The 21,932-nt window shown below is 62.5% G+C and carries 20 protein-coding genes; 6 read left to right on the top strand and 14 right to left on the bottom strand.

Annotation, left to right across the window (positions count from 1 at the left end):
- Positions 1-4: 4 nt before the first annotated feature.
- The 7 genes from ACZ0BA_RS01885 to ACZ0BA_RS01855 all read right to left on the bottom strand — a co-directional run bounded on the left by ACZ0BA_RS01885 (position 5) and on the right by ACZ0BA_RS01855 (position 7,991).
- A complete protein-coding gene (locus ACZ0BA_RS01885; protein ID WP_463449672.1) occupies positions 5-967 on the bottom strand; it encodes a peptidoglycan DD-metalloendopeptidase family protein in 963 nt (320 codons plus the stop codon).
- 55 nt (positions 968-1,022) lie between these two features.
- Positions 1,023-1,898 (bottom strand): protein-L-isoaspartate(D-aspartate) O-methyltransferase, encoded by an 876-nt coding sequence (locus tag ACZ0BA_RS01880; RefSeq protein ID WP_463449671.1) that lies wholly within the window; start codon positions 1,896-1,898, stop codon positions 1,023-1,025.
- Entirely contained in the window at positions 1,895-2,632 is a 738-nt protein-coding gene (gene surE, locus ACZ0BA_RS01875) for a 5'/3'-nucleotidase SurE (RefSeq protein WP_463449670.1), read from the bottom strand. The genes ACZ0BA_RS01880 and surE overlap by 4 nt, the downstream gene beginning before the upstream one ends.
- 67 nt (positions 2,633-2,699) lie before the next feature.
- Positions 2,700-4,613, bottom strand: coding sequence for a tetratricopeptide repeat protein (locus tag ACZ0BA_RS01870; RefSeq protein WP_463449669.1), 1,914 nt, complete (start codon positions 4,611-4,613; stop codon positions 2,700-2,702).
- Between the two features lie 99 nt (positions 4,614-4,712).
- Complete coding sequence (locus tag ACZ0BA_RS01865; RefSeq protein ID WP_463449668.1) at positions 4,713-5,318, bottom strand: toll/interleukin-1 receptor domain-containing protein; 606 nt, start codon at positions 5,316-5,318, stop codon at positions 4,713-4,715.
- Positions 5,319-5,691: 373 nt separating this feature from the next.
- Positions 5,692-7,752: an ATP-dependent DNA helicase gene (locus tag ACZ0BA_RS01860; RefSeq protein WP_463449667.1), complete on the bottom strand. Its 2,061-nt coding sequence runs from the start codon at positions 7,750-7,752 to the stop codon at positions 5,692-5,694.
- A gap of 38 nt (positions 7,753-7,790) precedes the next feature.
- Entirely contained in the window at positions 7,791-7,991 is a 201-nt protein-coding gene (locus tag ACZ0BA_RS01855) for a YdcH family protein (RefSeq protein ID WP_008450659.1), read from the bottom strand.
- 159 nt (positions 7,992-8,150) lie between these two features.
- On the opposite strand from ACZ0BA_RS01855, the gene ACZ0BA_RS01850 reads away from it, so the two are divergent.
- Positions 8,151-8,933: a PP2C family protein-serine/threonine phosphatase gene (locus tag ACZ0BA_RS01850; protein WP_463449666.1), complete on the top strand. Its 783-nt coding sequence runs from the start codon at positions 8,151-8,153 to the stop codon at positions 8,931-8,933.
- A gap of 11 nt (positions 8,934-8,944) precedes the next feature.
- Here the strand turns inward: ACZ0BA_RS01850 and ACZ0BA_RS01845 are convergent, their stop codons facing one another.
- The 7 genes from ACZ0BA_RS01845 to ACZ0BA_RS01815 all read right to left on the bottom strand — a co-directional run bounded on the left by ACZ0BA_RS01845 (position 8,945) and on the right by ACZ0BA_RS01815 (position 18,112).
- Positions 8,945-9,661, bottom strand: a complete 717-nt coding sequence (locus ACZ0BA_RS01845) for a hypothetical protein (RefSeq protein WP_463449665.1) — start codon at positions 9,659-9,661, stop codon at positions 8,945-8,947.
- 17 nt (positions 9,662-9,678) lie between these two features.
- On the bottom strand, positions 9,679-10,776 hold the full coding sequence (zapE, locus tag ACZ0BA_RS01840) for a cell division protein ZapE (protein ID WP_463449664.1): 1,098 nt from the start codon (positions 10,774-10,776) through the stop codon (positions 9,679-9,681).
- Positions 10,777-10,853: 77 nt separating this feature from the next.
- Complete coding sequence (gene lpdA / locus ACZ0BA_RS01835; protein WP_463449663.1) at positions 10,854-12,284, bottom strand: dihydrolipoyl dehydrogenase; 1,431 nt, start codon at positions 12,282-12,284, stop codon at positions 10,854-10,856.
- A 3-nt stretch (positions 12,285-12,287) separates the two neighbouring features.
- On the bottom strand, positions 12,288-12,620 hold the full coding sequence (locus ACZ0BA_RS01830) for a PspC domain-containing protein (protein WP_463449662.1): 333 nt from the start codon (positions 12,618-12,620) through the stop codon (positions 12,288-12,290).
- Positions 12,621-12,688: 68 nt separating this feature from the next.
- Positions 12,689-13,966, bottom strand: a complete 1,278-nt coding sequence (gene odhB / locus ACZ0BA_RS01825) for a 2-oxoglutarate dehydrogenase complex dihydrolipoyllysine-residue succinyltransferase (protein ID WP_463449661.1) — start codon at positions 13,964-13,966, stop codon at positions 12,689-12,691.
- Between the two features lie 108 nt (positions 13,967-14,074).
- Complete coding sequence (locus ACZ0BA_RS01820; protein WP_463449660.1) at positions 14,075-16,927, bottom strand: 2-oxoglutarate dehydrogenase E1 component; 2,853 nt, start codon at positions 16,925-16,927, stop codon at positions 14,075-14,077.
- Between the two features lie 279 nt (positions 16,928-17,206).
- Positions 17,207-18,112: a LysR family transcriptional regulator gene (locus ACZ0BA_RS01815; RefSeq protein ID WP_463449659.1), complete on the bottom strand. Its 906-nt coding sequence runs from the start codon at positions 18,110-18,112 to the stop codon at positions 17,207-17,209.
- Positions 18,113-18,214: 102 nt separating this feature from the next.
- Here ACZ0BA_RS01815 and ACZ0BA_RS01810 point away from each other — a divergent pair, with 102 nt between their 5' ends.
- The 5 genes from ACZ0BA_RS01810 (at position 18,215) to ACZ0BA_RS01790 (ending at position 21,849) form a co-directional block, all read left to right on the top strand.
- A complete protein-coding gene (locus ACZ0BA_RS01810) occupies positions 18,215-19,090 on the top strand; it encodes an MBL fold metallo-hydrolase (protein ID WP_463449658.1) in 876 nt (291 codons plus the stop codon).
- Between the two features lie 73 nt (positions 19,091-19,163).
- Positions 19,164-20,486, top strand: a complete 1,323-nt coding sequence (locus ACZ0BA_RS01805; RefSeq protein ID WP_463449657.1) for a leucine-rich repeat-containing protein kinase family protein — start codon at positions 19,164-19,166, stop codon at positions 20,484-20,486.
- A gap of 32 nt (positions 20,487-20,518) precedes the next feature.
- The gene (locus ACZ0BA_RS01800; protein ID WP_463449656.1) at positions 20,519-20,899 is read left to right on the top strand and encodes a BlaI/MecI/CopY family transcriptional regulator; all 381 of its coding nucleotides are present in this window, start codon (positions 20,519-20,521) and stop codon (positions 20,897-20,899) included.
- A gap of 75 nt (positions 20,900-20,974) precedes the next feature.
- Positions 20,975-21,394 (top strand): hypothetical protein, encoded by a 420-nt coding sequence (locus ACZ0BA_RS01795; protein WP_463449655.1) that lies wholly within the window; start codon positions 20,975-20,977, stop codon positions 21,392-21,394.
- Positions 21,395-21,516: 122 nt separating this feature from the next.
- Positions 21,517-21,849, top strand: a complete 333-nt coding sequence (locus tag ACZ0BA_RS01790; protein ID WP_463449654.1) for a PilZ domain-containing protein — start codon at positions 21,517-21,519, stop codon at positions 21,847-21,849.
- Positions 21,850-21,932 lie beyond the last annotated feature (83 nt).

The following is a 21,932-nucleotide window of genomic DNA, read 5'->3' as shown; positions in this document are numbered from 1 at the left end:
TCAGCTAGCGGTTAGGCAGGAATTTGGACGGGTCCACCGGCTTGCCCTGCTGCCTGATTTCAAAGTGCAGCTTGACGGAGTCGGCGTCCGAATCGCCCATCTCGGCAATCATTTGTCCCTTGGTCACGCTCTGGCCTTCCTTGACCACGATGGCGCGGTTATGGGCGTAGGCCGACAACAAGCTATTACTGTGCTTCACAATGACGAGATTACCATAACCACGGATGCCGCTACCGGCATACATGACTTTTCCGGCACCGGCCGCCACGACATGCTGGCCGGCCTTGCCGGCGATATCGACGCCCTTGTTCTTGCCCTCGTCGAAGGTGGCGACAACTTTGCCCTCGGACGGCCACATCCAGCTCAGTTTTTCATCGTCGGCTGCGGCGGCGCCGGCTGCCGGGGCCGCAGGCGCGGCCGGCGGACGGACCGCTGGCGCAGCCGGGGCTGCCGGCGTGGCAGGGGCCGGCGCGCCGCCGGCGGCGACATCCTTGCCATTGTCGGGGCGTTGCAACTCGGCCAGGGTGGCGTCGGTGTACGGCCGCTTCTCGCCTTTCGGACCGGTCTTCTTGACGACGGGCGCAGGCGGCGGCGTCTTGTCGCTTGGCGGCATAACGATGGCGGCGGTCTCCACGCCGTTGCCGTTACCGGCGGCGTCCGGCGGCAGCACGCGCAACACCTGGTCGACCTTGATGTCGTTCGGGTTGGCCAGATTGTTCCACGCCACCAGATCGCGGTAATTCTGACCGTATTCAAGCGCGATGCGGATCAGCGTATCGCCTTTTTTCACCGTGTACAGGCCGCGCTCGTCGCGCGACACTTGCGCCGTTTCGCTTGGCGTAGCGGATTTTACTGGCGGGGTCGACACCGGACGGTCGATCACCGGGGCCTGGTTCGGGGTGGTGCTGCAGGCGCTCAGGAAAGCAAGCACCAAGCTCAATACGAGCACATTACTTTTAGTTGTCATTCTCATCTTAAATTTCAGTTTGATGCGTACGAGCGCAATGCGGCCCGGTGCACGATCACACCGTGCCCGGACGCAACGGCACGAAATGGCAATCTTCCAGCGTTTCGCTGGTCCATTCCTTCTTGCCGATGCGTGTAATCAGTTCCAGTCGCTGCGCGCGGGCGCCGACCGGCGCCACCAGCCGGCCACCGATGGCCAGTTGTTCGAGCAAGGCTTGCGGCACCTCCAAACCGGCCGCAGCCAGGATAATGCCATCAAACGGCGCCGCTTGCGGCAGGCCAAGCATACCATCTCCGTAATGCAACCGTAGATTCGGCACACGCAGAGGCCGCAAATTGTGCTTGGCGAGCTCATGCAGCGGCTTGATGCGCTCGATAGAATAAACCTCTTGCGCCACTCTTGACAACACTGCCGCCTGATAGCCGCAGCCGGTGCCGATCTCGAGCACCCGTTTGAGCTGGCCGCCGTTGCGCATGACCTCGATCATGCGGGCGACGATATAGGGCTGGGAGATGGTTTGCTGGTGGCCGATCGGCAGCGAGGCGTCGATATAGGCTTGGGAGGCCAGCGCCTCCTCCATGAACATATGGCGCGGCACGCTTTCCAGCGCGCCAAGCACGACGTTGTCCTTGACGCCCTGCTTGGCCACCCGCTGCACCATGGCGCGGCGCACCGCGTCCGACACCAGCGGGTTCTGGCGCGGGGCCGGCGCCACAACCGGCTGGGCCCGCTCCATCGCATAACTGTGGGCCTTCGACGGCACCGCCACCGGGCGCGGTACCGGATAACCGTGCTGCGGCGGCACGTGGCGCGCCGCGTTCTGGGTCGCCGTCTGCGGTGTGGCGACCGGCGCGAACAAGGTGGTCTTCTTGGCGCCCTTGTCCACTACCGACGACAGCGGCAGCGGAAAGGTCCGGGGTTTGTCGCTCATGCCAGGCCCTTTTCCAGTGCCGCGAGTTGCGTTTTATGGGTCAGATCGACCTGCAGCGGCGTGATCGAGGTGCGGCCGTTGGCGAGGGCAAAAAAGTCGGTGCCCTCGCCGGCCTCCCTGGTCGCGCCGGGCGGACCGATCCAGAAAATTTCCTTGCCGCGCGGGTCTTGCGAGCGTATCACCGGTTCCGACTGATGGCGCTTGCCCAGCCGGGTGGCGACCACCTCGGTCAGTTGCGCATACGGCCGGTTGGGAATGTTGACGTTGAGCAGATACGGATGCGGCAGCGTTTGATAATAGCGCTCGATGATGTCGCGCGCGTGACGGGCGGCGTCATCGATGTGTTCCCAGCCGAACGCGCCTTGGGAAAAGGCGATGGAGGGGATGCCGAACAGATAGGCCTCGGTGGCGGCCGCCACGGTGCCTGAATACAGCGTGTCGTCGCCCATGTTGGGGCCGTTGTTGATGCCGGAGACGACCAGGTCGGGCCGGTAGTCGAGCACGCCGGTCAGCGCCACGTGCACGCAATCGGTCGGCGTGCCGTTGACAAAATAGAAACCGTTGGCGGCGCGCTGCACCGACAGCGGCCGGTCCAGCGACAGCGAATTGGACGAGCCGGAGCGGTTGCTGTCCGGCGCCACGACGACAATGTCGGCGATCGGCGCCAGCGCGGCGGCCAGGGCGTTGATGCCCGGCGCAAGGTAACCGTCGTCATTACTGATCAGGATTCTCATACAGAGATTTTACCTGAAGCAACGCCCGCACTGCGCGCGCCGACCGCCGGAACCCGATAAATTTGCGCTAACGCGACGTTGGCCGGCCACTGGCGAGCTGCTCGTCGAGCGTCAGCAGGTCGTCGCTGGCGCGCGGGCGCGGGTTGGTGACGGACATGGCCGCACGCGGATGTGGCGCCAGCCCCAGCGTCTCGTCGTAATCGTCCATGGCAGCGTCCTGGTGCAATTCGCGCACCGGCGCGAAATCGCCCGGTGGCCCGCCCGTCAGCCCGCCGGAATCGCGGCCGGCTTCGTTGCCCGGTTCGTCGCCGTAGCGGCCCGGTTGCGCGTGGTCGAGCAATTCCATGGTCCGGCGGGTGTCCGCGTGATCCGGTCCCAGCCGGCGCAGCTGCGCCTGCAACACCTTGTCGAACAGCGCGCGCGCCGCCTCCTGCTCGTTCTGCGCCAGCAAAGTGCAGGCCAGCACGGTCTTGCTGCGCAGGGTGTCGGCGTGCTCGGCGCCCAGCAAGCGCTTGCGCTTGGCCAGCACCTGCTCCTGCTCGCGCCTTGCCTGGTCGAGGTCGCCGCGCCGGAACAACAGGCCGGCCCGGGCCGCCTTGCAGGACAGCGTCAGCAGATGTTCCGAGCCGAGCATGCGCAGGTAGGCGTCGAGCACGCCGTCCTGGATGCCCAGCGCCTCGGCGCCCTTGCCCTGCTCGGCCAGGGTGGCGGCAAGATTGCCGCGCGCGGCCAGGGTGTCGAGGTGCTCCGCGCCCAGCAGACGTTCGCGCGCCTCGACCACGCACTCTTCCAGGAACTGCGCCTCGTCCAGGCGCCCCTGCTGGCGCAGCACGCCGGCCAGGTTGCTTTTACTCACCAGCGTATCGACATGGTCCTCGCCCATGCTGCGCTGTCGCAGCGTCAGGCTTTCCTCGAGACAGGCCAGCGCCTGGCGCAGCTTGCCATCGCGGCGGTACAGCTCGCCCAACAGGTTGAGGTCCCGCGCCAGCGGTTGCGACAAGGCGCGTCCGCCCCCCTCGCCCAGCGCCTGGCGCGCCTCCTCGATGGCCGACAGCAGATGGATCTCGCGGCTGGACTGCCACGGGAAATAGCCGGGACCGAGCCAGTCGAGGAAGGCCTCGAAGGTGCGCGTGAGCGAAAAGCGGTCGCCGCCCTGGTCCATGCGCACGGCCAGCTGCTCGCCGTAGGCAAAGGTGCGCGTCTGTTGGAGTTGCACTTCGTCGAAATAGCTGTCCAGCGACAACTGCTGCATGCCGTAGCAATCGCGCATCAGGCGCTCGAAAATGGGTTGGTAGCCGGCTATATGCTGTTCGGGATCGCCGCGCCGCCATTGCGAGCGCTGCGTGCTGTCGCCCATTTCGATGCGCGACGGCAGCGGATAGACCACCAGCGGCCGTTGTTCGTCCTCATGGCTGCGCCGGTACGCGGTGGCGCGGGTGACCAGCGCCTGCACGCCTTCCAGACTCTGCCGGTTGGGCGTGAACACCACCACCAGTTTGCGTGGCAGCAAGGTGGTGCAGATGCCGGCCGTGTCCGTACGGCCGGTGCGCGAATCGACCAGCACGTAACGGAAGTGGCGCGCCAGCTTGTCGGCGAAACAACGGAACAGCGCCGGGCATCGGTCGAACAGCTCGTCCCAGCGCATGTTCGCAAGCCGCTCGCCATAGCTTTCATCGAAGCGGCCGGCGCGCATCAGGTACAGCTGGCTGCTCTGGTCGACCCGGCTGACGTACTGTTCCCATCCCACGGCGGCCAGCACTTCGTGCGCCAGCTCCTCGTCGTCGAGCACGTCGGCGCCTTTGCGGCGCCGATGCAGTTGGTCGCGGCAAGCGTCGAACAACTCCAGCACGCCCGGTCGCTCCTCGCCCTGGTCAAAGTAATGATGCAGGCCGGGCGCTTCCATGTCCCAATCGATCATCAAGACCGGGGTCGTGGCGTTTTGCTGCCTTGCAAGCAATACCGCCAGATTGGACAAAGCCATCGTGCGCCCCGTCCCACCCTTGTATGAATAGAAAGTAATCACTTCACCGTTGGATGTCAGCGGTGGCAAAGACAATGATGTGGTTTCCATAACAAACCTTTAGCGAGGGAAGTGGGGAGGAGGAATGGCGCGCCACTCGGGCGGAATGTCCGGCATGACAAAACAACCACAGTCATGCTCGGGCGGCGTGCAGTGTTTCAGATGGTGGTAGTGCTCGGCGATGCGCAACACGATCTTTTCGATATCCGGCAGAAAATCCGGATTCGTCTTGAGGTCGCCGCTTGCCAGCGTGTACCGCGAAAAATCGACATACATGCCCGGACCAGAGATCTGCGGCGGCAGGCTTAACGGATGCCGCGTCATGATGACCGGGATGATCAGGTGGCTGGGCAGCGTGTACCATTTCTTGCGCTCGGCTTCAATTAATTGCATCGCTGCAAACTCACGCCGGGTGTAGGCATGGGCTTCGTACTTCGGTGTATAAATGACAATCATGCAAACGCTTTCACACATCGCGCGCGCAATTTTCTCGTCCAGGTCGTCGCCGCCGCCGAGTTGCTCACTGTCGACGAACAATTCGTTTTCGTTGTCGAAGTGGGGTTCCAGATAACATTTCAGAGCCTCGATCAAATCGTTTTTGAACTTGCTCATGTATGCATGCTGACCGTGTGCATAGCTGAAAAAACAGCCGTGGCGGATAGTCATGGCCTCCTCCCATCCTGCTCCTTAGGGGAACAGCGCTTAACCAACTCTAACAATCCACTCAACAGCCACTTTGCGCCACCGCAAATGGGTGCGATATGCAAGCGGTGCGGGTCCTTCGGATCCGGATATGGAACCCGACGATAGACGTTTGCGCTCTGGAAGCCAAATATTAGCGAGAACGCACCAGAATTTGGCATGAATCAAGGGAAAAGGGTCATTGGGCCGAACAGACGCCAGCCGTAGGGCGGACTAGCGCGCAGCGCGTAGTCCGCCATGAGCCGCCGACAGAGCCCGGCGGATGACGCGCGATGCGCTAATCCGCCCTACGAAAACTGAGATGATCGCCGTGTGGCTGGAGAAAAAATACCGGAAGTTACTCTTCGGTATTCTTGTTTTGGAAGAACGCGACCGCGTCGGCCTGCTCGCGGGTGCGTTTGAAGGACGGCAAACTCTGCCAGATCCGTTTGCCGTATGGCTTGGAAATGACGCGCGGATCGCACAACATCAGCACGCCGCGATCGCCTTCATCGCGGATCAGGCGGCCGGCGCCCTGCTTCAGGTTGATGATCGCTTCCGGCAATGTGTGATGCATGAAACCGTTTTTGCCCTGCTTTTCCATGACCTCGATGCGCGCGGCCAGCACCGGATCGTCCGGCGGCGCGAACGGCAGTTTGTCGATGATCACCAACGACAGCGCGTCGCCGCGCACGTCGACGCCTTCCCAGAAACTCTGGCTGCCGATCAGCACGCCATTACCCGCCTTGCGGAACTGGTCCAGCAACTCGGTGCGTCCCCGGTCCCCCTGAATAAACAGCGGATACGGCAAACCGCGCTTTTCGAACTCATCGCGCAGACGCTCGGCGGCACGCTTCACGGCGCGCAAAGTCGTGCAAAGAAGGAAAGTTTTCCCGCCTGCGGCCTCGATCACCGGCATCGCCAGGTCCAGCACCGCGTCGGTGTAACCGATGGAATTGGGGTCCGGCAAACCTTGCGGTACATATAAAAGACCCTGCTCCGCGTAATTAAACGGGCTCGGCCAGGTCTTCGACGGTTCGTCCGTCAAGCCCATTTGCTCGGAAAAATGGCTGAAATCATTCTTCACAGCCAACGTCGCGGACGTGAAAATCCAGCTGCGCGGCACGCCTTCGCGCTGGCCGTTGAAGATAGGCGCGATCGACAAAGGCGTTTTGTGCAGCTGTAAAGAGGACGCGTAGGCCTCGACCCAGAACACCGCTTCCTCGCCTTTTTCGACGCGCGCCTTCGGATCGAATTTCCAGGATGATAATTTCTGCGCCAGTTCGATGCCGCGCTGGCGGCATTGTTCCAGCGTTTCGGCGCGGGCGGCCTGGGTCTCGAGCACGGCCAGCATGCCGTCCAGTTCGTCCTTCAACGTTTGCAAGGCCGGGAAAAACTCGCTCGATGGCGCGATTTGCGGCAACGACAGCCGCACGATATCTTGCGGGAATGTCAACCTGAGGTCGCGCGCTGCCTTCTCCACCACAGTGACGACCTTGCCCCAATCGGCGCCGTCGCGCGCGTTCGACAAGCCTTCGGCCAGCACGTCGCGGCACAATTCCAGGATTTGCGAGGTCGAAAAGGTATCGCCGAAGAACAAGGTGGCGGTGTCCGGCAGCTGGTGCGCCTCATCGAAAATGATGGTATTGGCCGACGGCAGCAGCTCGGCGATGCCGGAATCCTTGAGGGCGACGTCGGCAAAGAACAGGTGGTGGTTGACCACGACCACGTCGGCCTGCTGCGCTTCCTTGCGCGCCTTCATGACGAAACAATCCTGGTAATACTGGCACTCGGCGCCCATGCAATTGTCGCGGGTCGAGGTCACCAGGTTCCAGATCAGCGCGTTTTCCGGCACGCGCGCCAGCTCGGCCTTGTCGCCGGAACTGGTCATTTTGAGGAATCGCGAGATCTCGCGCAGGTGGCCGACGTCGTCGCGCGAGGTCATGCGGCCGTTCTGCAGGGTACGCTCCAGGTGGTAATGGCAGACGTAGTTCGAGCGGCCCTTGAGCAGCGCGACCGACACCGGCGCCTGCAACGCGGCGCGCACGGTCGGAATATCGCGCAGAAACAGCTGGTCCTGCAAGTTTTTCGTCCCGGTGGAGACGATGGTCTTGCCGCCCCACAGCAGCGCCGGCACCAGATAGGCGAAGGTCTTGCCCGTACCCGTGCCGGCCTCGGCGATCAACGTGGTCTGGCTGGAGATCGCGGCCGCGACCGCCTTCGCCATTTCGGTCTGCGAGCGGCGCGGCTTGAAGTCGCCAACAGCCGGCCCCAACGGTCCGCCGGCGCCGAACAGGCGTTCGACCTCGGCATCGTATTTGCCGGGGGGCAGGTCTGGGGTCGCGCCGACGACGGCGGGAGTGGCGTCGGCGGGAACCGGCGCGTGCGGGTCGGCAGGCGTTGGAAGGTGTTCGGTCAAAATATACTTAGTTGAGGCGGAGGCTGGAGCCGGGACGTTCAAGCCGGGACGTCTGGCACTAATTGCATTTTCAGCAGGGTGATATGGTCTTTCAGCTGCAGCTTGCGCTTTTTCAGACGACGCAGTTGCAGCTGATCGTGGTGTCCGTCCAGCGTGAGCATGTCGATCACCGCGTCCAGATCGCGGTGTTCGACGTCGAGTTCGATCAGACGACGCTGGATATCTTGTACATCAGTCATATTTCTAGGTCTCTACTCAAACAAAAAGTTTCGCTGAAACAACACACGTATTGCAAACAAACTGCGACACGGTGCATAGTTTAATCTACGGCGGCCCAGCCGCCAACAGAATGATCAATATCGCCGCTCAGCCGCCGGTCAGGATACAGTGTCTACCATATGAGCGCCTATAAAATAGAAGCCGGCACGGCCCAGCACATCGGTAACCGGCCGCAGCAAAACGATCGCGTGGCGTTGTTCACATCGCCCAACGCGCCCGGCTACGTGCTGGCGGTGCTTGCCGACGGCAACAACAGTCCGATCGGCTCGGACCAGGCGCTGCTGACCAGCAGGCATATGTTCGATGAGTTTCGCGTCGGCGACGTGCCCAGCATTCCGAGGCTGAAGGAGTTGCTCGGCGCAATAGTGCTGGAGGCCCATCACGTCATCAAGATGAATCCGATCGCCGCCAGCGCGGAACCGCACAGCGCGCTCGCTTTATTGGTGCTGACACCGGCCGGTCAGGCCGTCTGGGCGCACGTGGGCGAAACACGGGTGTATCGCTTCAGCGGCGAGACCAGCGCGGCGCGCAGCGATGACAGCGCCTATATCGAGCATCTGGTGCGCAACGATAAGGTACCGCCGGAGGTGGCGGCCAAGCATCGCAGTTCCAGGCTGCTCAGCAATGTGCTGGGGAACAGCTTCAAGGCGCCGTTCGTGGCGCTGGGCATGCATGAGGGTTTGCGGCCGGGCGACTCTTTTCTGCTGTGCTCGGATGGTTTGTGGCAGTGTTTCGCCGATCAGGAACTGGCGGCGGCGGTGGCCCGCCACACGCCGCGCCAGGCCGCCGAGCGCTTGATCGCCAAGGCCGCCGAGCGCGCGCAGGGCAAAGGCGACAATTGCACGATGGCGATTATCAAACTGACCGCGCCCGCCCCGCCTTCACCCGTTGAGCGCCTGTAATACCGGGCGCGTTACTGCTTTTTGGCTGCCGCTGCGGCGGCCGCTGCCGCCGCAGCCGCTTTCTTCTTCTCGGCCGCGACCTTGGCCGCGACTTTGCGTTCGGTCTCGGCCACCCGCTTTTTCACTTCCGCCTGACGCCGCTCGGTGTCGATCTTCTTCTGCTCGAAGCGTGCCACGTTGGCGGCGCGCTTGTCGGCGTCGGCAGCAGTCGCGGCCGCTTCGCGTTTCATTTTCGCAGCCTGTTCCGCCTCGCGGTCGGCCACGCGGCGGCCCTTGGCCGGCACCGGCGCCGGCTTGCTCTCCACATCCTTGACCGGCTTGGGCGGCAAGGCCTCGCGCCGGGCCAGCTCTTCCTCGTCCTTGCGCACGCGCTCGGCAAGGTCGGCGTCGCGGCGCGCCACCGCGTCGGCGCGCTTGAAGTGCTCGGCCTCCACTTCCAGCACGCGCAGGTTGGACAGCGCGGCGCGGCGCTTTTCCTTGGCCTCGTCCAGGCAGTTATTGACAAAGAATTTTTCGTTGCACACCGCCTCGCGGGCCGCGTACTCGGCATTGACGGCGGCGCGGTCCCTGGCCACTTTGGCCAAGGTGGCGTCCGCCTCTTCGACCGAATGCGACGGCGGGGCCACGGACGTGGCTTCCTGCGCCAGCGCAGGCGCGGTCACCGCCGCCAACGCGGCCAGCACGGCGATCGCGATCATCTCGCCCAACGGTTTCAAACTTGCTCTCATATGCTTTCCTGTTTACATCACGCCAGCGAACCGGCCGCGGCCCGCTGTTCTTTATCCATGTATTCGCGCGACTGCATCTCGACAATGCGCGACACCGTGCGGTGGAATTCGTTGGCCAGGGTGCCGGTCGTGTACAACTCTTCCGGCTCGACCTCGGCCGACATCAGCAGCTTCACGCCCTGGTCGTAAAACACATCGATCAGCCACGTGAAGCGGCGCGCCTCCGACGACATCGACGCCGACATCATGGGAATCCCGGACAATATCACGGTATGGAAGCGGCTGGCGATTTCCAGATAATCGTTCTGCGAGCGCGGCCCGCCGCACAAGGTATGAAAGTCGAACCAGATGATGGAACCGGCACGGCGCAAGGCGCGGATCTCGCGCGCCTCGATGCGCACGATCGGGTCCTCGTCGGCGGTCTCGGCGATGCTGGTGTACGCGTCGCGCAACTTCTGATCGGTCTCGGCGTTGATCGGCGTGTAGTAGGAATCGACCTGTTCGAGCGCGCGGCCGCGATAGTCGATGCCGGCGTCGATGTTCATCACATCGAGCTTTTGGTACAGCAGCTCGATGGTCGGCAGGATGCGGTCGCGGTGCAGCCCGTCCGGGTACAGCAGTTTCGGATCGTAGTTCGACGTCATGATGAAGGACACGCCGTTGTCGAACAGCGCCTTCAACAGGTTGTACATGATCATCGCGTCGGCCACGTCGGAGATGTGGAATTCGTCGAAGCAGATCAAACGGTATTTCTTGGCGATGCGCTTGGCCACCTCGTCGAGCGGATTGGCGACGCCGGTCAGCTCGTCGAGCTGGCGGTGCACGCCGCGCATGAACTCGTGGAAGTGCAGGCGCGTCTTGCGCACCAGCGGCACCACCGAATAGAAGCTGTCCATCAGGAACGACTTGCCACGCCCCACCCCGCCCCACATGTAGACGCCCTTGGGCACGTCCGGACGGTTGATCAGGCGCTTGAACGTGCTCGAGCGCTGGCCCTTGTACGCGACCCATTCGTCGTAGCATAGTTGCAGACGATCGACGGCGCGGCGCTGGGCTGCGTCGGCCTTGAAATTGCGCTGTTCCAGCGCTTGCTGATAAAACTCTTCGACGTTCATGTGTTCGATTCTATATGGGCGGCGCAAACAAAAACGGGCGAACCGCAGTCCGCCCGCAGTCCGCCTGTCGCTACTGCTTAGAAGTTCAACGTACGCTTGTCAATTGCCAGCGCCGCTTCCTTGGTCGCTTCCGACAGCGACGGGTGCGCATGGCAGATGCGTGCGATGTCCTCGGCCGAAGCCTTGAACTCCATCGCCACAACCGCTTCCGAGATCAGCTCGGAGGCCATCGGTCCGATGATGTGCACGCCGAGGATTTCGTCGCTGGTCGCATCGGCCAGGAACTTGACCATGCCCGAGGTGTCGCCCAGCGCGCGTGCGCGGCCGTTCGCCAGGAACGGGAAGGTGCCTGCCTTGTAAGCGACGCCGGCGGCCTTCAGTTGCTGCTCGGTCTGACCGACCCACGCGATTTCCGGCGAGGTGTAGATGACCCAAGGAATCGTGTTGAAGTTGGTGTGACCATGCTGGCCGGCCATGCGCTCGGCAACGGCAACGCCCTCTTCTTCGGCCTTGTGCGCCAGCATCGGGCCGCGCACCACGTCGCCGATCGCCCATACGCCAGGCAGATTGGTTTTGCAGTCGTCGTCGACCGCCACGAAGCCGCGCTCGTCCAGCGACAGGCCGACTTTGTCGGCGGCCAGGCCGTTGGTGTTCGGGGTGCGGCCGATCGAGATGATCAGTTTGTCGAACACCGAAGTGACCGACTCGCCCTTGGCGTTCTCGTACACCACGGTGACATTGTTGTCGCCCTTGGTGATGGCGCCGATCTTGCAGCCCAGGTTGATCGACAAGCCTTGCTTGGCGAACAGCTTGCCGGCTTCCTTGGCGATCTGCTCATCGACCGCGCCCAGGAACACTGGCAGGCCTTCGAGCACGGTCACTTCCGAACCCAGACGGCGCCATACGGAGCCCATTTCCAGGCCGATCACGCCGGCGCCGATCACGCCCAGCTTGGCTGGAACGCCCTGGATCGCCAGCGCGCCGGTGTTCGACAGAATCAGTTGCTCGTCGAACGGTGCGCCCGGCAGTTCGCGGGCGTTGGAACCGGTGGCGATAATGACTTGCTTGGCGTTGATGGTCTCGTTGGCAGGCGCCGAGATCGTCAGCGGGTAGCCTTCGGCGGTGGCGGCGCCGGCGAACGAAGCGCGGCCGTGGAAGAAGGTGACCTTGTTTTTCTTGAACAGGAACAGGATGCCGTCGTTGTTTTGCTTGACGACGGTGTCCTTGCGCTTGAGCATTTGCGGCAGGTTCAGCGACAGGCCGGCGACATCGATGCCGTGGTCCTTGAACGCGTGGCCGGCGTGCTCGAAGTGCTCCGACGATTGCAGCAGCGCTTTGGACGGGATGCAACCGACGTTGGTGCAGGTGCCGCCTGGTGCGGGACCGCCTTTTTCATTTTCCCATGCGTCGACGCAAGCGACGGAGAAACCCAGTTGTGCGGCGCGGATGGCGGCGATATAACCGCCGGGACCGGCGCCGATGACTACTACGTCAAATTGTTTACTCATTTTTTATTTTCCAATCAGTTCTTCGTCTGGAACGAAAATCCATAACAGAATGTAGATCGCCAGGCCGAAACCAAAGGTCAGCACGAACATCACAAACAACAGGCGCCAGATCCACGGCTCGATGCCGGAGACGCGGCCGAGGCCGCCGCAGACGCCGCCCAGCCAGCGGTCGGTGCGCGAGCGGCGCAGGCGGGTGATATCGTCGCCGATATTGTCGCCCGGCTTGTAGGGCTCGGCATCGAGCAGACGGGCCTTGGCGGCGGCGAATTCCGCGTCCGTCAGGGCCCCGGCTTGATGCAGTTCGTGCAAACGCTTGATTTCTTCAGCAACGCTCATTGAGTGTCCTCTGAGTTCCCCGGAACCAGGCGGTTCCGGGGTGCGACTGGCGTATCGAAGGCGGTGGCTTACAGATCCAGCAGCAGACGTGCGGGATCTTCCAGCGCTTCTTTCATGGCGACCAGGCCCAGGACGGCTTCACGGCCGTCGATGATGCGGTGGTCGTAGGACATCGCCAGGTAGTTCATCGGGCGGATCACGATCTGGCCGTTTTCAACCACGGCGCGGTCCTTGGTCGCGTGCACGCCCAGGATCGCCGACTGTGGCGGGTTGATGATCGGGGTCGACAGCATGGAGCCGAAGGTGCCGCCGTTCGAGATCGAGAACGTGCCGCCGGTCAGGTCGTCCAGCGTCAGTTTGCCTTCTTTGGCCTTGGCGCCGAATTCGCCGATTTTCTTTTCGATGTCGGCGATCGACATCTGGTCGGCATTGCGCAGGATAGGCACCACCAGGCCGCGTGGCGAACCGACAGCGATACCGATGTCGAAGTAGCCGTGGTAGATGATGTCGTTGCCGTCAACCGAGGCGTTGATGATCGGGTACTTTTTCAGGGCGGCGACGGCGGCCTTGACGAAGAACGACATGAAGCCCAGCTTGACGCCGTGCTCTTTCTCGAACTTGTCCTTGTACTTGTTGCGCAGTTCCATCACTGGCGCCATGTTCACTTCGTTGAACGTGGTCAGGATGGCGTTGGTCGATTGCGATTGCAGCAGACGCTCGGCGATACGGGCGCGCAGACGGCTCATCGGCACGCGCTCTTCCGGACGCTCGCCCAGGCTGGCGATGGACGGCGAAGCGATTTGCTGCAGGGCCGGCTTGGCGGCGGCTGCGGCCAGCGGCGCGATGGCCGGGGTGGCGGCTGGAGCGGAAGCGCCCAGGGCGTCGCCCTTGGTCACGCGGCCGTCTTTGCCCGAACCGGCGACATCGCCAGCGCTCAGGCCTTTTTCGGACAGGATCTTGGCGGCTGCAGGCATGGCGACATCGCCTTTGCTGCCACCGGTGGCGGCGGCAGGAGCGGCTGCGGCGGCAGGAGCGGCTGCGGCGGCAGGAGCGGCGGCTGGTGCTGGCGCTGCGGCGGCGACAGGCGCGGCGGCTGCTGCTGCGGCGTCGGTGTCGATCACGGCGATCAGTTCGTCGGCAACCACGGTGCTACCGTCACCCTTGATGATCTTGATCAGCACGCCGGCTGCAGGCGCTGGCAGTTCCAAAACGACCTTGTCGGTTTCGATATCGATCAGGTTTTCGTCGCGCGCGACCGCGTCGCCGACTTTTTTATGCCACGTCAGCATGGTTGCTTCTGCGACCGATTCCGACAATTGAGGAACTTTAACTTCGATTTGTGCCATGTGAAACTCCGTATATTTGTTATTGCGGCGCCGCCCCGCGTGGCAAGGCGGCGCTCCGTCATTAGTGTGGTGTAAGAAGCGGCCGCGCCCGGCGCGGCCCCTTAACGCTTATTTCGTCAGGATGAAACCTTTGAGCTTCGAGAACGCCGTTTCCAGCAGGTCTTTTTGCTGGGCGTAGTGCTTGTCGTAGTAACCGACGGCCGGCGATGCCGACGCTGGGCGACCGGCGTAGGCCAGGCGCTGACCGGCGTCCATGCTCTCGAAGATGTTGTGCTGAATCTGGAACCATGGGCCCTGATTCTGCGGCTCGTCCTGCGCCCACACCACTTCGGTCAGGTTCGGGAACTTCTTCAGTTCGGCAGCGAACGACTTGTGCGGGAACGGATACAGCTGTTCGACACGGATGATGGCGGTGTCGGTCTGGCCGCGCGTTTTGCGTGCGTTGACCAGATCGTAGTAGACCTTGCCCGAGCAGGCGACCACGCGCTTGACCTTCTTGGCGTCGATTTTCTCGTCGACTTCGCCGATGACGGTCTGGAACGCGCCCTTCGCCAGTTCGTTCAGCGAGGAGCCGGCTTCCTTGTTGCGCAGCAGCGATTTCGGGGTCAGGATGACCAGCGGCTTGCGGAACTGGCGCACCATCTGGCGACGCAACACGTGGAAGATCTGCGCGGCGGTGGTCGGCTGCACGACTTGCATGTTGTTGTCTGCGCACAGCTGCAGGAAACGCTCTGGACGCGCGGACGAGTGCTCAGGACCCTGGCCTTCGTAACCGTGCGGCAGCATCATGACCAGGCCCGAAGCGCGGCCCCACTTCACTTCGCCGGAGCTGATGAACTGGTCGATGACCACTTGCGCGCCGTTGACGAAGTCGCCGAACTGGGCTTCCCAGATCGTCAAGGTGTTTGGCTCGGCGGTCGAGTAACCGTATTCGAAGCCCAGCACCGCTTCTTCCGACAGCACGGAGTCGATGACGGTGAACGGCGCCTGGCCTTCAGCGATGTTTTGCAGCGGCACGTAGGTGCCCGCATCCCAACGCTCGCGGTTCTGGTCGTGCAGCACGGCATGACGGTGCACGAAGGTGCCGCGGCCGGCGTCCTGACCGGTCAGGCGCACTGCGTAGCCCGAAGCGACCAGCGACGCGTAGGCCAGGTGTTCGCCCATGCCCCAGTCCAGGTTCAGTTCGCCGCGACCCATGGTGGCGCGGTCGCCCAGTACTTTCTCGACCAGCGAGTGCACTTTGAAGCCGTCCGGCACCGTGGTGATGCGGGTGGCCAGGCGTTTCAGTTCGGTCATCGGCACAGCCGTGTCGGCCGAATCGGTCCACTTGCGGTTCAGGAAAGGCAGCCAATCGACGGCGAACTTGTTCTTGAAGTTCGAGATCACCGGATCGACGGTGTGCTTGCCGGCGTCCATCGCGTCGCGGTAGGCCGCTTGCATCTGCTCGCCGCCGTCCGCTGGAATCACGGTCTGGGCAACCAGCTTGTCCGCGTACAGCTTGCGGGTGCCTGGATGGGTACCGATTTTCTTGTACATCAGCGGCTGGGTCAGCGCTGGCGTGTCTTGCTCGTTGTGGCCCAGTTTGCGGTAGCAAATGATGTCGACAACGATGTCTTTCTGGAACTCGAGACGGTAGTCCATCGCGATCTGCGACGCCAGAACCACGGCTTCAGGATCGTCGGCGTTGACGTGCAGCACCGGCGCTTCGATCATCTTGACGACGTCCGAGCAATAGATGGTCGAACGGGCATCGCGCGGGTCGGAGGTGGTGAAACCGATCTGGTTGTTGATGACGATGTGCACCGTGCCGCCCGTGCCGTAGCCGCGGGTCTGCGCCAGATTCAGCGTTTCCATGACCACGCCCTGGCCTGCGAAGGCGGCGTCGCCGTGCACCAGGATTGGCAGCACTTGCTTGCCCAGGTGGTCGCCACGGCGATCCATACGGGCCTTGACCGAACCTTCGACGACCGGGTTGACGATTTCCAGGTGCGACGGGTTGAACGCCAGCGACAGGTGAACCGGACCGCCCTGGGTCGAGATGTCGGATGAGAAACCTTGGTGGTATTTGACGTCGCCAGCCGGCAGATCGTCGCCGTGCTTGCCTTCGAATTCTTCGAACAGTTCCTTGGGCGCTTTGCCCAGGGTGTTGACCAGCACGTTCAGACGGCCACGGTGGGCCATGCCGATAACGATTTCCTGCACGCCTTTTTCGCCGGCGCGCTGGATGATCTCATCGATCGAGGCGATGAAGGTCTCGCCGCCTTCGAGCGAGAAACGCTTCTGGCCGACGTACTTGGTATGCAGGTAGCGTTCCAGGCCTTCGGCCGCGGTCAGACGCTCCAGGATGTGCTTTTTCTTTTCCGCCGTGAAATTCGGGGTCGAACGGATCGACTCCAGGCGCTCTTGCAGCCAGCGCTTTTCGGTTGGATCGGAGATGTACATGTACTCTGCGCCGATCGAACGGGTGTAGGTGTCGCGCAGGTAGTTCAGCAGGTCGCGCAGGGTCGCGGTCTCTGGGCCGAAATAGGTGTTGCTGATGTTGAAGACGGTGTCCATGTCCGCATCGGTGAAGCCGTAGAAGCTTGGCTCCAGCTCATTGATGGCAGGACGTTCCTGGCGTTGCAGCGGGTCCAGATTGGCCCAGCGGGAACCCAGGTAGCGGTAAGCGGCGATCAGTTGCGTCGCTGCAACACGTTTGCGGCCCATCTCGACGTCGGCCGAAGCAACGACGGTACGGATAGGACCGGCTTTAGCGCGTTCCGCGAAGGAGGCGATGACGGAGGCGTGAGCGACGTCTGGCTTGTTGGTGCCATCGACGGCCGGCACGTGCTGCATGGCATCGAAGTACGAGCGCCAGTTATCTGGCACGGAACCCGGATTGTTGAGATACGCCTCGTACAGTTCTTCGACGTACGGTGCGTTCCCACCAAACAGGTAGGAGTTGGACGTGTATTGTTGCATTTGCTGCTCACCTTTCTTCGCGCTTCGCGAGGAATTAGCGGGTTAATCTAACCTTCCGCGACACGGCCTGACCGGTTAGCGGATTGCACATCAAGTTGTGGGGAAGGGCTAAAGTTCTTTAGTGGTTCAAAAAACGGTCATTCAGGATAGCACCGGTATTGTATCGCAACAACCATTTATGTACCGGGACGGTCACTATTAATTTTCACCTAAGGCGCACGGCATGCGGTCCCGCCGGCAACATTTGCATATTCCCGACCCGCTAATTGCTGATCGCAACTAAACAATCGCGCCACGCAAGGGCGTTCGAGAAAACCATTCCAACAGGAAGTCCAGCATTGCCCTCAGTGCCGGCGACATATGTTGGCGCGACGTGTAAATTCCGTAGATCCCCATTTGCTGCGTTTTGTAGCCTGGAAGCAACGCCACCAGCTTTCCCTGCGCGATCAGCGGGCCTGCGCTGTACAACGGCTGCAAGGCGATGCCGGCGCCCTCCACCGCCGCTTTGAGCAGTATATGGTCGTCATTGGCCGACAAATTGCCCCTCACCGGCACCGTCACCTCCTCGCCGCTCTCCCGCGTGAACTGCCAAAGGCTCTGCCCAAAGTAGGTGTAAGCCAGGCAGTTGTGGGTCGCCAGATCCTCCGCCCGCTGCGGCGCCCCGCGCTCGGCCAGATACGACGGTGCCGCGCACACGACCGAATCGCACTGTCCCAGTTGCCGCGCGATCAAGTTCGGCTCCAGAGCGTTGGTGATGCGCAGCGCCAGATCGATACGCTGCTCGACCAGATTCACCGCCCGGTTGCTGCCCTGCAGGTCAACCGAGGTGCCCGGATAGCGCTTGAGAAAGGCGGTCACCGCGCTGGCCAGCTCGGCATGCGCCAGCGATGGCGAGCAGGTGATGCGCAACAGCCCTTTCGGCATGTCGTCGTCCTCGGCCGCCACTTCCATGGACCCGGCCAGCTCCAGCAGCTTGCGGCAGCGCGCCAACGTCACATCGCCGGCATCGGTCAGGCTCAGGCGACGCGTGCTCCGGTGCAGCAGCCGGGCGCCGGCCCACTCCTCCATCTCCGCCAGATAACGCGTCACCATCGCACGTGACATGTCGAGCGCGTCTGCGGCGGCGATCATGCTTCCCCGCTCGGTGATAGCGACAAACACCCTGGCGGCGGTGATGCGATCCATATTAGTCCGATCCATGCAATTAACAAGCGCAGATTACCTGGTTTTTCTATCGAATAAAGAAATTTATGATGAGCTCACTTACAACCACAACGAAAGACGATCATGCGCAACTTCAAAATCCAGCACACCCTGATGTCCGCCGCGCTTGCAGCAACCGTCGGTGGGGCCGGCGCGGCGCCGCTGAAACTCGACGTTTTCAACCCGGGTGAAGCGGCCATTTTCCCGGTCGCCTCGGTGCTGGTGACGGGCGCCAAGGACGCGGTGCTGATCGACGCCCAGTTTTCGCGCGGCGAAGCCGTCAAACTGGTCGAGAAAATCCGCGCCAGCGGCAAGCGCCTGACCACGGTGTACGTCAGTCATAGCGATCCGGATTTCTACTTCGGCCTGGACGTGATCCACGCCGCCTTCCCCGACGCCAAAATCGTCGCCACGCCGCAGACCATCGCCGGTATCGAAAAAAAGAAGGACGCCAAGGTCGCCTATTGGTCGCCTATCTTGAAAGACAATGCGCCGAAGAGCATCATTGTGCCGCAGCCGCTGCAGGGCGACACGATCAAGCTGGAAGGCGAAACGCTGAAGATCGAAGGCCTGAACGGCCCGACGCCGGACCGCAGCTATGTCTGGATTCCATCGATCAAGGCGATCGCCGGTGGCGTGGTCGTCTTCAGCGGACTGCACGTATGGACCGCCGACACCCAAAGCGCCGAATCGCGCAAGAACTGGCTGGCCACGCTGGACCATATCGCCTCGCTGAAGCCGGCGACGGTTGTGCCGGGCCACTTCAAGGTGGGCGCCCCGCTGACGCCGGACAGCGTTGCTTTCACCCGCGACTATCTGGTCCGCTTTGAAGCCGAAACCGCCAAGGCCGCCAACTCGGCCGCGCTGATCGCCCGCATGAAGGAACTGTATCCGGACGCCGGCCTGAACGCGGCGCTGGAGACCGGCGCCAAGGTCGCCAAGGGCGAAATGAAGTGGTAAGCCGGGGTTAGCTACCCTCGGCAGGCGGCGGTGAAGTGATAAACTTCAACATTGACCTTCACCGCCACCTGACATGCATACCCTAGAGCAGTTGCGCGCTGGCGCCCTCACCGGCGTCCGGCGCCTGCAAATGCGCGGCGGCCTCACCGAATTCCCGCGCGAAATCTTCGACTTGGCCGAATCGCTCGAAATACTGGACCTGTCCAGCAACGCGCTCTCGTCGCTGCCGGACGATCTGCCGCGCCTGCACAAGCTGCGCATCATCTTCTGTTCCGACAATCAATTCACCGAACTGCCGGCGGTGCTGGGCGCCTGCCCGGCCCTGACGATGGTCGGCTTCAAGGCCAACCAGATACGCACGGTGTCGCCGTCCTCGCTGCCGGCGCAACTGCGCTGGCTGGTACTGACGGATAATCTGATCGAGGAGCTGCCATCCGAGCTGGGTGAGCGTGCGGCGCTGCGGAAGCTGATGCTGGCAGGAAACCGTCTGCGCTCCCTGCCGTCCACCATGGCGCAACTGCAGCGGCTCGAACTGCTGCGCATCGCCGCCAACCAGCTGACGGAGTTTCCATCATGGCTGACTGCCCTGCCCCGGCTGACCTGGCTGGCGTATGCGGGCAATCCGTTCTGCGCGCAGCGCGAGGCGGCGATGACCGGTACGCCGTCCGCCGCCATCGATTGGGAACAGCTGGAGCTGAAACAAAAGCTGGGCGAAGGCGCATCGGGCGTGATTCATCGCGCGGTTTATTCGCATCACGGCGCGACGGAAGACGTCGCAGTCAAGCTGTTCAAAGGCACCATGACCAGCGACGGCTCGCCACTGTGCGAGATGGCCGCCTGCATTGGCGCCGGCGCGCATCCGAACCTCATCCCGGTGCTCGGACACCTTGAGCATCACCCGGATGGCGCGCATGGTCTCGTGATGTCGCTGATCGATCCGGAATTCATCAACCTGGCCGGGCCGCCCAGCCTGGAGAGCTGCACGCGTGACATGTACGACCCGGACAAACGTTTCGATCTTGCATCAGCGCTGGAAATTGCCCATGGCATCGCCTCCGCCGCCGCACGCCTGCATCAGCGCGGCATCATGCACGGCGACCTGTACGCCCACAACATCATGCATTGCGGACACGGCCGAACCTTGCTGGGCGACTTTGGCGCCGCGTCGTTCTACGATCCCGCCTCGCCCCAAGCTGTTCAGTTGCAACGGCTGGAAGTGCGCGCCTTCGGTTTCCTCCTGGAAGAGTTAACCGAGCGCTGCGACGCTGCGGCGGCGGGCGAGTCCGCACTGGCGTGTCTTCATCAACTCCGCGACGCCTGCCTTCACGCCGACGGCGCGGCGCGCCCACTGTTCGCCGACCTGGAAACCCAGCTGCGCACGCTCAAACAAGACTAGACAAGACGTTCTAGATATTTTATTCTACATCCATGACCACCGCTGCCCCACCCAAACCGACCGCCTCCGAGCTGGAGATGCTGCGCCTGCTGTTCGCTCTCGGGCCGGCGACCGCCAAGCAGGTGCACGCCGCCGCGCTTGAAACGCGGCCGGAAATGAACTACGCAACGGTGCTGCGGCTGCTGCAAGTGATGCACACCAAAGGCCTGCTGACGCGCGACGAGAGCCAGCGTGCGCACATCTACGCGCCCGCGCAAGAGCAAGACTCGATCCAGACCAACCTGCTCAAAGACCTGATCCAGAAGGCCTTCTCCGGCTCCGGCAAGGCGCTGGTGCTGGCAGCCCTGCGCGGCGGCCACGTCAGCAAGAAAGAGCGCGCGGAAATCCAGGCGCTGCTGGATCAGGAAAAATAGCTGCGGCAACACCTTCAGATTAGGTGTCTACCACACCTTCTCGGCTTCACCCTACAATGGAGCCATTTTCCCTCCATGCCCGCCACAATGATCAGCCGCTTCAACTCCTGGCCCGAACATCCGCACCCCGTCATCGCCGTCATGCTCGCCGTCGCGATCTGCGCCGTTCCTGTCGTGCTACCGCACGCCAACCTGGCCAATCTGATGCCCAATCTGTTCGCGTATGTATTCGCTTGCGTGCTGGCCTACCCAGTCGCGGCGGTGCTGCGGCATCGCGTCACCAGCCTGCCAGTGCTGTGGGGCGTGGCCGCGCTGATCCTGTTGGGACTGTGCCTGTATCACACTAACATCATCGTCGAGACCGCCGACGCGGCCTGGCCGCAGCGGCGCGACGCCACCCTCGCCAAGTTTATGTTCAACCTGCCGCAACTGACTCTGGGCGTGCTGTGCTGGTGGCTGCTGGTGGTCCGGCCAGACCGCCGCAAGCTTAAATAAGAACCACTCCGGCAATTTCCGCACAAATGTCGCCGCGAGTCGCACAGTTGCCGACAGGAACTTGCTGTACAGGACGCAGTTCTGATAGTCTTGTTCACATTACACTATTCGAGGTCCGCGCCATGAGTCAGAAAGCACGAGTCACGCGCCGCCACCAGGTCCGTCATGCAGCCACACTGACGATGACCGATGAAACCAGTCTTCCAGCCCACACGCTGGACCTGTCGCAAGGCGGCGTCAGCCTGCAGACGTCCAGCCAGATCCGGCTCGCGCAGTATTGCGCGGTGTCGTTCCAGGTGCAATTGGGCGACGGCGCCCATAAAGTGCTGGCGATGGGCCAGGTGGTCTACAGCGACCCCGATGCCGAGTTGGGCTACAAGACCGGCGTCCAATTCCTGCGACTCGACAACGGCAGTGTCGAGGTCATCCGCCAGTTGCTCCAAGAGCCCGCCTAATAACGCGTCGCCCACCATGTAAAGTTTGCTTGACATCGGATATTCCGCGACCTATGATGTAAAGCATACTTTACACATGGGAG

The sequence above is a fragment of the Duganella sp. AC917 genome (assembly GCF_979258245.1).
Note: the sequence above shows the minus strand (reverse complement) of the source record. Positions and strands in the feature narration are given on the sequence as shown.